This window comes from uncultured Campylobacter sp., from assembly GCF_937996225.1.
Lineage (GTDB): Bacteria > Campylobacterota > Campylobacteria > Campylobacterales > Campylobacteraceae > Campylobacter_B.
The window spans coordinates 1-13,223 of sequence record NZ_CALKTC010000064.1; the positions used below are offsets into that span (position 1 = coordinate 1).

Here is a 13,223-nt window from a genome sequence, read left to right on the forward strand (position 1 = left end):
TCAAGCAGATACACGCCAAGAAGCGTTTCAATTCCCAACGGGATGGAATTCTACTCAAGCAGACGCGAAGCGTAAAGCTGAAAGTAGACGGTTTCAATTCCCAACGGGATGGAATTCTACAAAACCCTCTCCATATCGATGCAAGTTCTTTTCTTGCGTTTCAATTCCCAACGGGATGGAATTCTACTTACGTTTGTGGTAGGCTTATGCACGAATATGTAAAGTTTCAATTCCCAACGGGATGGAATTCTACCGGGAGCAGGCTCATCAGCAGGCTTGAAAAGCGAAGTTTCAATTCCCAACGGGATGGAATTCTACGCAGTTGCAGTTGGCATAGAGGCTCTTAAAAAGATGGTTTCAATTCCCAACGGGATGGAATTCTACTTTTGGTTTGAGTGGGTGTAGGCGTTGTATATGGTAGTTTCAATTCCCAACGGGATGGAATTCTACGCTCTCGGTATTTTTAGGGCTTTTTGGGATATTTTGTTTCAATTCCAAACGGGATGGAATTCTACGCGACGCTAACGGAAGCATTAGCGCCGAAAGACGGCGTTTCAATTCCCAACGGGATAGAATTCTACAGCGATCAGATCGATTGGTAATATCCTCGCATTTAGTTTCAATTCCCAACGGGATGGAATTCTACCAAAACGGCACTGCCACTCAAAACAGCTACGAATAGTTTCAATTCCCAACGGGATGGAATTCTACATGAGATGATTGAGCGTGGCTTTTTGCAACGATAGTTTCAATTCCCAACGGGATGGAATTCTACTTTTTCGCCACTATTATAAGCCTTTTGAACCGTTTGTTTCAATTCCCAACGGGATGGAATTCTACTAAAAGCACTAGCATTATTACTCTTACGATAGAGGGTTTCAATTCCCAACGGGATGGAATTCTACTCTAACTTAGGCATATCAAACTCCTTTTTAAAATTATTTCAATTCCCAACGGGATGGAATTCTACTATTTCGGGCATGATGATACATAATTATTTTGCGAAGTTTCAATTCCCAACGGGATGGAATTCTACCAAGACTAAGAACGCCGTAAAAGCCCCGCTTCTTTGTAGGTTTCAATTCCCAACGGGATGGAATTCTACAATATCCTAGCATAACCGATGCTTCTTTCTGCGTCAAGTTTCAATTCCCAACAGGATGGAATTCTACTCAAGTTCTGCGCTTTTTAGCTCCCCAACGCGATTGTTTCAATTCCCAATGGGATGGAATTCTACTATAAATCACATCATCTGTCGCACGTCTGTTCCAAAGTTTCAATTCCCAATGGGATGGAATTCTACCCCGCGGTTAGCGAGTAGTTTCTAAACTCGTCTTGGTTTCAATTCCCAATGGGATGGAATTCTACCGTTTGCGCCGCCGCAGGCTTGAGCGCCTAGCTTGAGTTTCAATTCCCAATGGGATGGAATTCTACAGCACAGAGCTATCATCTCCGTATTCTGCAGGATCGTTTCAATTCCCAATGGGATGGAATTCTACGAAATCGCTTAAAGAGCCATTTTTAATTTTGTCAGTTTCAATTCCCAATGGGATGGAATTCTACCCTACGGGATTATCCCGCCATCACTGATCTCGGCGGGTTTCAATTCCCAATGGGATGGAATTCTACCCATATCCACGACGTGGAAAACAAAGAAAATTCAAGTTTCAATTCCCAACGGGATGGAATTCTACTCGTGTAAATGTTCTTAGAAGTTCCGGAGTTGATGGGTTTCAATTCCCAACGAGATGGAATTCTACTTAAAATCACTCAAAGAGCCGTTTTTAATTTTGTCAGTTTCAATTCCCAACGGGATGGAATTCTACGGGGCTGGGCGTTTTACGTGAGCTTTTGCTACGGGGAGTTTCAATTCCCAACGGGATGGAATTCTACGAAAGTATCAGTTCTGCGTGCGCCCTGATTTGTAGTGTTTCAATTCCCAACGGGATGGAATTCTACCGAAGTGCCGTTTTGCGTATAGGTGCTGGTGTTGGGTTTCAATTCCCAACGGGATGGAATTCTACTGGTTTATTGCGACGGCTATAAACCGAAGAAAGAAGGGTTTCAATTCCCAACGGGATGGAATTCTACAAAAATTGTGAATTTCATCAATGACAAACAAAACACGTTTCAATTCCCAACGGGATGGAATTCTACAATGAGGGCAGCCGTCCAAATGTGGCTCAAAAACACGGTTTCAATTCCCAACGGGATGGAATTCTACAAGACCTATGAAAGTTATCTACGTCATAGAGGCTTGTTTCAATTCCCAACGGGATGGAATTCTACACAAGCTTTGATAAAAACATCACGAAAAGAGAGAGTTTCAATTCCCAACGGGATGGAATTCTACAGCACGAATTTTGCCATTTTTCTAGGTAGAAAGTGTTAGGAGTATATATTTTTATGCCTTAAAATGGACTAAATTTAAAAAAGCGCCGATTGCTCAATGCCCAAGATTTCGGCATTTCAAAATCTTAAAAGCAACTTTATCGCTATCTATATGTATCGTGAGTGCAAATGTTAAAATCTAAATATAAAGATATTCAAAAATCGAAGTGTGAATAATAAAAAGCTGAAATTTTAAAAGCATATGCGTTTTTAAAGCCAATTCGTTCGCCGTTCCGTGCTTCAGATCAAATTTATTTCAAAAGCACATGCATTTTAAGAGGGCGTAATCTATAGGCGTAAGTGATTCTAGTTAAGATTTCAAAAACATAAATTTAAACTTGAAGACCCAGCCCTACCGCCATACCAACCCCTCATAAGGCACGCCTTCGCAGACATATTTTTTAATCTGGTTGGCCTCGCGACGGATAATTTGACGCCAGGTTAGGCTCTGTCCTGCTACGTTCGCGCAAGATGCTAGTTTCTCAATCATTTTTAGCTCGATTTTTTGCACCGCTTCTTTACCGAATCGAATACGCCCCGCGTCTGTTTCAAAATCTTTTGCCGTAATCTCACGCTTATTTAACATTCCAAAAATTAATCTATCGCCTAAAATAGGCTTAAAAATCTCTGCAAGATCAAGATGCAGACTTAGCGCACGGTAGTTTGGCTCGTGTAAAAAGCCGATGCGCGGATCAAGCTCGGTTTTGTAAATTTCGCTGAGGCAGACGTTATAAATACGCGTATTTACATAGCTAATGAGGGCATTAATTTTATCTGCCGGCGGGCGTTTGGAGCGCGTCGTAAATTTAAAACTGCGCTGATCCTCGATGATTTCGTTCCAGGCCGCGAAATACTGCTTGGCAAAGCCGCCTTCCACTGCCATTACCGCTGCTATGTCGCAGGCGCGCGCTAGAGCATCCAGATGCGGCGCAGTATCGAGCGAGACGCCGTAAGCCTTGCAATTAATGGCTGCATTTAAGATGCGAGCGCGAGTAATCTCGCGAGCGATAAAAAGGCGTTTAGAAAGATCGTCAAAAGCCCGCAGCTGCGCCAAAAGCAGAAAGCCGCTTTTGTTTACAGAATTTGAAGTATTTGGGAAAAAACTGCCGCGGAAGCTCTGATAGGCGCTAAAAATATGCAGCAAAATGTTATTATCGGCCAAAAATGCCATAGCATAGGTATCAAGCTCTACTCGCGCCAAAATATAAATTTCATCAATTGCGTTAATCGGCAAAATTTTACTAGCTAAAATTCCGCCCTCGTCGTTAAATTTATCGAAGTATAGATTATTATCTTTGCGGCGCAATCGGCCGGAGCTCAAAATAAAATGCGTGCGATCCGATTTTTGCATACTTTATCCTTAAATTTTAGCTGAAAATCGCTTCGTTTTTATCGCGTCCGATGACTAGGCGCTGTGAATATTTGAGCGAATTAAAAGTATAAATTACTACCGAATCAAGCTTGCTGGCGCATTCTTTTTGCAAAATCGCCATTAATTTTTTAAGATCGCTCGCTCTGATTTCACCCTCGAAAACGCTGAATTGCACGCGAGGCAGAAACTTCTCGACCGCCTTTCGGACGCGCGCGGCGTTATTTTTCTCCTTTTCGCCGCTGCTTGGAAATATCGTAAAATAAAATAGCGTACATTCTATCTCCTAAATGCAATAATCACGATAAGCGCAACTCTCGCAAATCTTTTGCGGGCTAAATTTAGGCGGCTTTGGCTCGTTTACAAGGGCGGCGATGCTGTTTAGAATTGTTTCGATTTTAGTGAAATTTTCGGCGTTATCCTCAATGGTTATGACGGTTTTGCCGCTAATTAATTTGCCTTTCACCTCTTTTAAATTTAAGCCTGTTTTTAAAAGATAGATATAAAAAAGCAGCTGCATCTTGCCTGCTTCTGGATTTTTTAGGCTCTTTTTATATTCGGTGATGAGATAATGTCCGCGCTGCTTGGAAAGCTTATCAAATTTCAAATTTGAAAATGCGAATTCCTGCAAACCATTCTCTTTGATATCCCCTAGTGCCTTGCCCATCAGCACGTTTTCATCTTCCTGATTGGCGTGAATATTGTGTCCGTAAAGCCACGCCTTGCGCTTACAGGTAACGTAATAATTCACAAGCGTGCCGGTGATTTGGTCCTTGCAAAACATTAGTAGAAAAACTCATTCTTGAGATTTAAGGCGACATCCTTTTTAATCCCGAAATTATTATTGTACGAAGTATCGCCGAATGGTAAATAATAGACATCTTTTAGCCCATCAATACGCTTTATATTTAAACGCTTTGCATCAAATTCTGTGATATTTACACCAAATCTATTAATTTTCTTAATAGTATTCGTAAATATATCTTTCTTATTAAATTTGTCCATATCAAGCCTATTGATTTCAAAAATTTCATTTTGAAATTCTTTAATATAATCTTCTTTTGGCTCAATTATTACTAAAATTTTAAGCCTATCATCCATCGCCTCGCTAATCTTTTCGTTTATATCGTAAAATCCTAGCTCTTGCATCTGCTCCGCCAAAAATAAGCTCTCTAAGCTTTGCTTTATGGCGCTGAAATACCCAGTGGAAATATCTAAAATTTCGCTTTCGATGATATCTCTTTGCTTTAGAATTTTTACCAAAATAGTATCGCTAATGCGTTTTAAATCACCGTAAATGAGATCGGAATAGTCGCAAATATCGTTAAATACGTATAATTCTCCCAGGGCTGCGAAATTTCTATTTATGCGACCGGCAGTTTGGATAATCGAGCTAATGGGCGCTATCTCTCTAAATCCGACATCAAAATCCAAATCCACGCCAGCTTCGATAGACTGTGTAGAAACTAGCAAGATCGGATCACCGCGCCCACTTTTATTTTTTGCAATTGCATCTTTTATATTTTCGATATTTTTTCGTTTGTGATCGTCGCACATATATCCGTTTAGGCAAAAAACTTTAAATTCATCGTAAAATTCCAAAAATAGCTCTTGCGCTTTTTTAATGGTATTTACGACGACTAGTGTATTTTTGCTTTTTGCCAATTGTTTAATATCGTCTTTTAAAGCACTCTCGTCACCATCAAACCACTTCAAAACGTATCTATTTTGGTCTTTGAAATAATCTAAATTTGAAATTTCTTTAAATTTAGTCGTATCAACAATAGGCATCGTAGCGGACATAAAGATAAAAATGCAGCCAAATCTTTCCGCCAACATCTCGCAAAGTTTCATAAAATCCGCCCTGAACTTATACGGTACCGCCTGCGCCTCATCGATTATTATTACACTATTTTTTAATCGGTTAAATTTTACGCTATCTTTATTTTTGTTTCCAAAGAGTGCAAATACAAATTGATATAGCGTAGTTACGTTAATATCTCCACTAAAGGAATCCATCAAAAATTTAACTTTAGAATAGCGATCTTGCGGAGTGCTTTCATCTATCGTAGTTTTGTGATGAATTTTATGAATTAATATATTTTTATCGTCTTTGAAAATCTCTTTTATCTCATCATAAACTTGATCTATGATAGCCGTAAACGGCAGCACATAAATAATACGTTCTTTATTAAATTTGGCGGCAAAATTTAGCGCAGTCAAAGTCTTGCCGTAGCCCGTAGGCGCAGTTAAAGTAAAAAGATTATGATTTACATCGAAATTATTTAAAACAAATTTTCTAAACTCGCTTCTTTTTGCATTTGGCTTACGATTTTCCAGGGCTTTGATATATTTTTCGATCGTATTAGAATTCGCCGGTTTAGAAACAGGAATTCTTTGATTAAAAATAGCTTCATATTTATCACTATAAATAAGCGACGAAAATATGTCTTTGAAATTTAAAAAGTCATCGTAATCAAACTTCTTTTTCGCAAATTTGAAGTATTCTCTTAAATGTTTAGCTTTAATTAAAAGCTCATTTTTATCCCTTTTAATATCTTTGTAAATTTCTAAACCTAAAGCTTTATCTAAGACTTCATCCCAAAAGCCTAGCTCTCTCGAGCTCTCAAAATATTTACCGAAATTTTTATTTTGCGTTGTAAGCTCACAAAAATTTTCTACATTTCCATGGTGTGATACGATGGATAAAAACCCAAAAGCCGTATCTAGCTCATTAAATTCTGAATTTAGTAAAAATATGTAAGCGGATAATAAAGCATGATTTTTATCTGCAATTTTTTCGGTAGGATTTTTTATATAAATCTGAAAATTAGTTTTTAGCTTAGCTATATCGTGATAAATTTTAACGCATTGCAAAAGCCTACTATCCGTTTCAGCAAGCATATTTGTTATATGCTTTATTAATGGTTTATTAGGATGCGATAGCAGCTCACTTTGCAAAGTAGACCTTGTAGTCATTTATTTGATAAATATTTCCTCTATTCTTTGCTTTGATTTGACTATTGCCGCTTAACTTAATAACGAAATCTTTAAAATCCTTAAAAATTCGATCCTCTTCGCATCCGCAAGCCATTCTAGCCGTAGTAAGTCTGATATCAAAGCTTTGTGCATCAAATATAAAATCGTCCATTAAAACGAATGTATCTATAAAACTTTCTTTTTCATGAACCAATTCACAATTTTTTATCTCGATATATTTAAAATCCGCTATACAAAAATTTATACCTAAATATGGCGTAAAGACACATCTATGAGCTTTTAAGCTGTTAATTATCTTTTCTTTATAAGAAGCGTTTAAAGCACTTAAATCAACGAATATGATATATCTGGGATCCTTTATTAGCTCTTTATAAAACTGCTTTTTCTCGCTAGAATCTTGATAGCCTTGTTCGATATGCATACTTGACGATAGAGCAAATTTTATACCGTTAAAAATCATAGTTTTTTTGCGAAATTGCGAACTTAAAATAACGCTATAACCTATATCGTTAAGTTTAAAATAATTCATTTCACCTATAATTGCTCCCAAAAACCCCATTACGGCAGTCTTTGGCGGCACTGGGTATGTAAGAGACGAGTAGATAGTAGCCGGATGAGAAAAATGCGCATTATCTCCCGATAGCTCAAAAGCTATTATATCCATTTAAAATCCTATTTTTATCCAATTACTATCAAATTGTGATCTGTTATTTTGCTCGAAGTCAAAATCGCTCATATACTCTATTTTTTCGATCTCTTGCGCGTATCTAGTAAGTTTAGCTTTTAATCTAGAAAAATCAATCGTAAAATCATTTATACTTCTTATCTCCACATCTTCTTTGCTACTATTTATAGCCACACAGTTATTTAAATCTCCAGCAAAAGTATCATTTTTATATGTAATTACTAGCATAAACCTAGGCATTTGACCCATTTTCGTGCGAGTAATTAAATTTTTAGTCCCGCTCCAGAGCGCGCCTAAAATCACTTTCACATCATCTTCGCTCAAATTCGTAATCTTTGCACTATGATTATCCACTATTCCGTAAGTTGCAAACATTGCATAATTTAAAAAATCTTCTTCCCTAAACGTTTTATTCGCCTTATCGCTACCGCTTGCAAACGCGCCGGTGCCTTTTATATGCTCTACCGCAACTCTATGAAGCGATCTGCTCATTCTAAACTGAATGGGTCCGACAAATTGAATTCCTGCTGTTTTTATGCCTTCTTTTTTCATCTCGTCTTTATCCGATATTGGCAAAACTCCACCAAATGCGCGAATATCAATAAATTTAGATAAAATTTCTTTTTCTATCTCGATTTTTTCTTGCTTTACATTAATCACTTCACGTATTGCGCTTTTGCAATCTAATACATTTTCATCTCTTTTATACTCTTTAATAAAAATCGTACTTTCGTCTTTTTTCATAATTTCATCTCTAATTGTTCGCTTTATACGTACATCAGTAACTTCTGCTATACCTGTCTCATCGTCTATCCTAGGAGCGTTATCTCTTAGCATATCGCCGTTTGGATTAAAATTTTCGCCGTCCCAAAGAAATAGAATTTCTTTCTTTTTCATTACTCGTCTCCTTGAGTGTTATCTTTAATATATTTCGTAAAATCACTTCCGCCCATAGCAAAAGCTAGCGTTACATAAGCGCTCTTAACCCGCTTTTGAGATAAAAACGCACTTGGTAAAATTCCGATCAAAATATCGCGCATGATTTCTATATTAGCACTTCTTTTTCCTCGCGATACATTGGAGAGTTTTTTGTTAGTTTCATCGCACTTAGTCCAAATCCGTTCTAAAAGCTCTTTCGTAATTAGTCCGGCATTATTCAGCCATTTTTCAAATGAACTATTTTTGCTAATAGCAAATTGGCGATTTATCAACCCTGCAGACATCATTCCTAGCAAATATGCGCTCTGCAACACTTCATTATCTTTTAGAAATTCGCTATTTTTCAAAATAGAGCTTATTAGCTCTTTTTTATCGCTTAAGCTTTGCAAATTAACCTCCCTTGCAAATGATATTTTTTCATTTAAAGCACCCATTTCATTAAAGAAATTTTGATATTTTTCGATACTTTCTATACTTCTATTTTGATATGTCTTAACGCGATTAAAATAAAATCCCCATTCTATTTTTGACGCATAGCTAGAGTTAATATTGCCTTTATAAATCAAAGTAGCATATTTTTCCATCATATCGTCCAAATTCATCCTATTTTGCGATAATAAAAAATTCATAATGTCGATGTTTTTAAGAAATAAATTTTGCATGTAAATAGTATCATCTTGTTGATCTTTACTATCTTTTCGCCTAATCGCCCTAATATTATATCTACCCATTAAATCGGAAATTTTAGAAATATAAGACGGCAATACATCATCTATTTGCAATAATACATTAACCGCAGCATTGCTTTTTTTATAAAATAAAATTGTATTTAGTACGGGCATATTTGCTTGTGCTTTAGCTACGAATTCCAACTCGTAATTAATACTTTCTTCGATATTTTGTATGCCTTGCAGATCTTTTTTCTTTTCGCTCGGATCTTTTAAAATTTCCACTATTTTTTCTAATAAATTTGCATCATTTACCATTAACGTCGGTAAGACCGCCATTTTATCCCCGTAAAAATTAAAAGATAATTCCTTATCAATTGCCATAAAACCATTTTTAACCAAATTTGCATTAGCGCCATTTAGAGGTAGTAATCTAACTTTAATGTCTTGTAAAGCAGTCGGTAGCTCATTTACGGAACAAAATGCCAAATTCGCATCTCCGCCGATACCCATACTATTTGTAAGCATATCATAACCATAAATTTTGGCAGTTTTACCATTATCGCTATCGCTTAAATGACTCGTAAAAATATTTTTGAAATACGCTGAAATCGGTCTACCCTCCCAAGATAATGCAAAAAAAGTAGCTACTTTCATGCCCTTTTTCTTAGGCTCTTCTTGTAGAGCTACAATTTCACTTAAAATATCATCAAAAAAGCTCTCGTTTAAGCTAGATAAATCCGTTAATATTTTATCATTTTTGATATCGTCAGGATCGAAGCAAGAGAGCATATTTTTTACGGCTTTTGAAATTCCTTTTATAAATTTAGGAGTATCGTCTTTTACGGCTTTGCTAATGAATTGGACATTAGGGAACAAATTGCCAGAATTCGCGCCTATGCCAAATCTACAAACTATTAAATCGTCTCTTGAAATATTGTTATTTACCGATATTTCTTTGCTTTTAATATCGCAAAGATAAATTTTAATAGCATCGTATTCATAGCTTTTGTTGTTAATTTTAGTTTTTTGTTTGTCGTAAATTTCGCCGATACTAGAAAAAATTTTAACTATATCGCCCAAAATTTATCCTTTCTAAAATTTAGCGCAATTATATCTAAATTAAAATCAATATGTCAATAGTTACTATAATTTAATATAGAGAAAGTTTGATTTTTTAAAAATTTTATTATAGAATTGCCATAAAGCAAGCAAATATTCTTTTAGAATTTGAAATCTATACTTTAATATAGTCTTGCTTTACAACCTCCAAAACCCCTACTCCGTAGTTCATACACCCACTTCCAGCGCCCGTGCCAAGGATCAAATTTATTAGTTCTGCATTAGCTACAATTTTCCATATTGCTTGCCACGCATATACCGGCTCGCGGTTGTTGCCATAATAGAATTTCACAGACTCACCCAGCTTTTGCCACAATAAATTTAATTCCATTTCGCCATCATATTTTTGCCCCATAATCGTTTCAAATCGCTGTAAAATATTCGTCTTCATCATCTCTAAATGTCTACTATCTTGCGGCTGCAAATAAACCTTATGCCCCAAAAGCCCGCTTACTGCGCACGCCACGTAGCCTTGCACAATAGCTTCGTTCTCGCAGATTTTATGATTTTTCGCTTCGACGGTAGTTTGCGTAAATAGAATTTCACCCAAGCTTAGCCCGTCTTTTAGCACTGCTAGCGCGATTTTACGTTCAAACTCCGGCTCGCATGAAGCAAATCGCACGCGTAAGTCCTCTCCTCGCAAGATAAAATCAAACACCGTGCGTTTAAAAATTTTACCGCTTAATTCGTGCCTATATCCTACGTGCTCTGAAGCCGGCAGATAGCGATAAAGAAAGCCCTGAATCAGCTGCGAGAGAGATTTTGTGATTTTTAGATTTTTAGTTGGTAATTTTGCGTTGATGATTAGCATTTGCGCTCCTTTGTGCGGTAAAATTCTGCCCAAGATTCGTGCAAACCTTGGGCAAATGAGCTCTAAGTGAAATTAAAATCCTATCTCTTTGATATCGGCAAACTGCAAAAACGCGCGATAAATTTGCCCGATATTTGCGATACGATTTGCGCGTATCTTGACATCCTGGACGTTTATCATTACGTTATCAAAAAAATCATCAATCACGCCTTTAAGCCCAAATAGTGAGCGCAGATACCCACTCACGTCGTTTCCGTTGAGCTTAATCGCCCTGAACGCCGCATTTAGCGCACGCTCAGCGTCATGTTCGAATAGGTTTTCGTCCACCGCGCCTATTTTTTCGTCCTTGATGATATTGGCTAAGCGCTTAAAAGTCGCAAAATTTTCCCCGAAATCTGCTGCTGCTGCGATCTCGCCCAGCGCCTTTATGGCCTTGCTTAGTAGTAATAGATCGTTTTCGCCGCTTGCGATGCACGCCTTGATCACCGACGGATTTATCTCATCAAAAATACCATATAATCTATCTTTTATAAAATCCAGCAGCTTAGAAATGTCAAATTTCTTATAATTTGGCGCCAGCTTTTGCGCCAGCGCATTCGCATCAAAGCTCAATCCTTGATTTAGTAAAATTTTAATTAGCCCCGTAGCTGCGCGGCGAAGCGCATACGGATCTTTATTGCCGCTTGGAACTTTATTGATGCTAAAAAGCCCCAGGAGCGTTTCAAATTTCATCGCTACAGCAATTACGCTACTAAATACACCGCTTGGCAGCTCACTATCCTCGCCGCTAGGCAGATATTGCTCGCGCATCGCGCGGCATACATGATCTGCCAGTCCAGCGTGTGCAGCATAGTAACTACCCATAATGCCTTGAAGCTCGCTAAATTCGCCCACCATCGTGCTGCTAAGATCTGCTTTACTAAACATTACGGCATTTTCTATATCCTGCGCAAAATCCTTTTTGCCGATCTCCGCCTCAATCTGCGTAGCATAATCCGCGCTCAGTGCCCTTGCTACCGCTAGCTCGCGCACTTGCTTATCATAAACCGAGCCAAGGGCTTGCATATAGGAGATTTGCTTAAGTTTTTCAGGGCTAAATTCCGCTTGCAAATCGCTCTTCCAAAAAAACATAGCATCGCTTAGGCGCGCGCGTAAAACTTTTTCATTGCCGCGTACTACAAGCTCATCATCATCGGTGATCGCATTACTAACGACAACGAAGTGATTGCTTAAGTTTTTATCCTCGAAAACTGGAAAATAGCGCTGATTCTCCTTCATCGAAGTGATAATGACCTCTTTTGGCACGCTTAAAAAATCTCGCTCAAAGCTGCCTAGCAGCGCCGTCGGATACTCAGTGATAGCCGTTACTTCATCCAACAACGCAGGATCGACCTCGATCTTAAAGCCATGCTTTTTCTCGAGCTTTGCAAACTCGCTTAGAATTTTATCTTTTCTTTTTTGCTCGCTTAAAATTACGCCGTTACGCTCCAGCAGTGCAAAATAATCTGCGGCGTCTTTAAATTTAATCGCTTCATAGCCAAATTTTCGATGCGGAAAAAATGCAGCCACGCTTCGCACGCCATAAATTTCAAAATTTACGTTTTGACCGCCCAAAACGCAGGCTATACTTCTTATCGGACGGATAAACTCAAACTTGCCGCTACCCCAGCGCATAGCGCGTCCAAAATTTAGTGATCGTAAAAACTCCTCTATCATTTCGCCTAGAATTTCACGACTATCGCGCCCCTTTTGCACCGCAGCGTGGTAGAGCACCTCTTTGCCGCCCACCTGCCGAAATTCCAGCTCGCTTTCGCTTATGCCGCATTTTTTAGCAAAACTTAGCGCCGCAGGGCTCCACGCGCCGTCTTTGAGCGCGACGGATTTTGGCGCGCCCGTGCTTACGATCTGCGCATCATCGCCGCGTTGTGGAAAATCCTCGTGAAATAGCACAAATCTACGCGGGCTAAATTCAAAGCGAAAGTCGCTATTTATACGGTTAGCCTCAAGCACCGCGCGCCATTTTGGCGCGATATTCGCACGCTCTTTTAAAAACGGGATCGCAGGCAGCTCCTCAACCCCAATCTCAATGAGTAGTTCCATCTTTATCCTTTTTTCGTTGATTTCGTTTTTCGTTTTTCTCCATCATTTCGCGGTTAAATCCTACGATCATAAATATCATAAAAAGCACGAATGCGCCAAGCATCACCGCGTCAATTATCTTCATTTTCTATCCAAATT

General features: G+C 38.3%; 9 protein-coding genes, 1 pseudogene and 1 CRISPR repeat array. All 10 genes and pseudogenes read right to left on the bottom strand.

From position 1 onward, the window contains the following. The first annotated feature begins 24 nt into the window (after nucleotides 1–24). A CRISPR array of direct repeats spans nucleotides 25–2,353; the repeat unit is 30 nt; unit sequence GTTTCAATTCCCAACGGGATGGAATTCTAC. 390 nt (nucleotides 2,354–2,743) lie between these two features. Continuing rightward, on the bottom strand, nucleotides 2,744–3,742 hold the full coding sequence (gene cas1 / locus Q0174_RS07520; RefSeq protein WP_298042983.1) for a CRISPR-associated endonuclease Cas1: 999 nt from the start codon (nucleotides 3,740–3,742) through the stop codon (nucleotides 2,744–2,746). Nucleotides 3,743–3,758: 16 nt separating this feature from the next. Further along, nucleotides 3,759–4,038, bottom strand: a pseudogene (gene cas2, locus Q0174_RS07525) (CRISPR-associated endonuclease Cas2). Between the two features lie 8 nt (nucleotides 4,039–4,046). Beyond that, nucleotides 4,047–4,544: a CRISPR-associated protein Cas4 gene (locus tag Q0174_RS07530; RefSeq protein WP_298042985.1), complete on the bottom strand. Its 498-nt coding sequence runs from the start codon at nucleotides 4,542–4,544 to the stop codon at nucleotides 4,047–4,049. After that, on the bottom strand, nucleotides 4,544–6,664 hold the full coding sequence (gene cas3, locus Q0174_RS07535) for a CRISPR-associated helicase Cas3' (RefSeq protein ID WP_298042988.1): 2,121 nt from the start codon (nucleotides 6,662–6,664) through the stop codon (nucleotides 4,544–4,546). Before cas3 ends, Q0174_RS07530 begins: the two co-directional genes overlap by 1 nt. Nucleotides 6,665–6,710: 46 nt before the next feature. Next, the gene (cas5, locus tag Q0174_RS07540) at nucleotides 6,711–7,424 is read right to left on the bottom strand and encodes a CRISPR-associated protein Cas5 (RefSeq protein ID WP_298042991.1); all 714 of its coding nucleotides are present in this window, start codon (nucleotides 7,422–7,424) and stop codon (nucleotides 6,711–6,713) included. After that, complete coding sequence (gene cas7b, locus Q0174_RS07545) at nucleotides 7,425–8,342, bottom strand: type I-B CRISPR-associated protein Cas7/Csh2 (protein WP_298042994.1); 918 nt, start codon at nucleotides 8,340–8,342, stop codon at nucleotides 7,425–7,427. It abuts the gene before it with no gap. Then, nucleotides 8,342–10,135, bottom strand: a complete 1,794-nt coding sequence (locus tag Q0174_RS07550; protein WP_298042997.1) for a TM1802 family CRISPR-associated protein — start codon at nucleotides 10,133–10,135, stop codon at nucleotides 8,342–8,344. The genes cas7b and Q0174_RS07550 overlap by 1 nt, the downstream gene beginning before the upstream one ends. Before the next feature lie 154 nt (nucleotides 10,136–10,289). Further along, nucleotides 10,290–10,985, bottom strand: a complete 696-nt coding sequence (locus Q0174_RS07555) for a CRISPR-associated endoribonuclease Cas6 (protein WP_298043000.1) — start codon at nucleotides 10,983–10,985, stop codon at nucleotides 10,290–10,292. Nucleotides 10,986–11,057: 72 nt separating this feature from the next. Then, nucleotides 11,058–13,085: a glycine--tRNA ligase subunit beta gene (gene glyS / locus Q0174_RS07560; RefSeq protein ID WP_298043003.1), complete on the bottom strand. Its 2,028-nt coding sequence runs from the start codon at nucleotides 13,083–13,085 to the stop codon at nucleotides 11,058–11,060. Further along, nucleotides 13,069–13,209, bottom strand: a complete 141-nt coding sequence (locus Q0174_RS07565) for a hypothetical protein (RefSeq protein WP_298043006.1) — start codon at nucleotides 13,207–13,209, stop codon at nucleotides 13,069–13,071. Before Q0174_RS07565 ends, glyS begins: the two co-directional genes overlap by 17 nt. Between the last annotated feature and the right edge of the window lie 14 nt (nucleotides 13,210–13,223).

Bases quoted from the DNA above. Each gene is read 5' to 3' on its own strand.
- cas1 (WP_298042983.1), bottom strand. From the start codon at position 3,742: ATGCAAAAATCGGATCGCACGCATTTTATTTTGAGCTCCGGCCGATTG.
- Q0174_RS07530 (WP_298042985.1), bottom strand. From the start codon at position 4,544: ATGTTTTGCAAGGACCAAATCACCGGCACGCTTGTGAATTATTACGTT.
- cas3 (WP_298042988.1), bottom strand. From the start codon at position 6,664: ATGCTTGCTGAAACGGATAGTAGGCTTTTGCAATGCGTTAAAATTTAT.
- cas5 (WP_298042991.1), bottom strand. From the start codon at position 7,424: ATGGATATAATAGCTTTTGAGCTATCGGGAGATAATGCGCATTTTTCT.
- cas7b (WP_298042994.1), bottom strand. From the start codon at position 8,342: ATGAAAAAGAAAGAAATTCTATTTCTTTGGGACGGCGAAAATTTTAAT.
- Q0174_RS07555 (WP_298043000.1), bottom strand. From the start codon at position 10,985: ATGCTAATCATCAACGCAAAATTACCAACTAAAAATCTAAAAATCACA.
- glyS (WP_298043003.1), bottom strand. From the start codon at position 13,085: ATGGAACTACTCATTGAGATTGGGGTTGAGGAGCTGCCTGCGATCCCG.
- Q0174_RS07565 (WP_298043006.1), bottom strand. From the start codon at position 13,209: ATGAAGATAATTGACGCGGTGATGCTTGGCGCATTCGTGCTTTTTATG.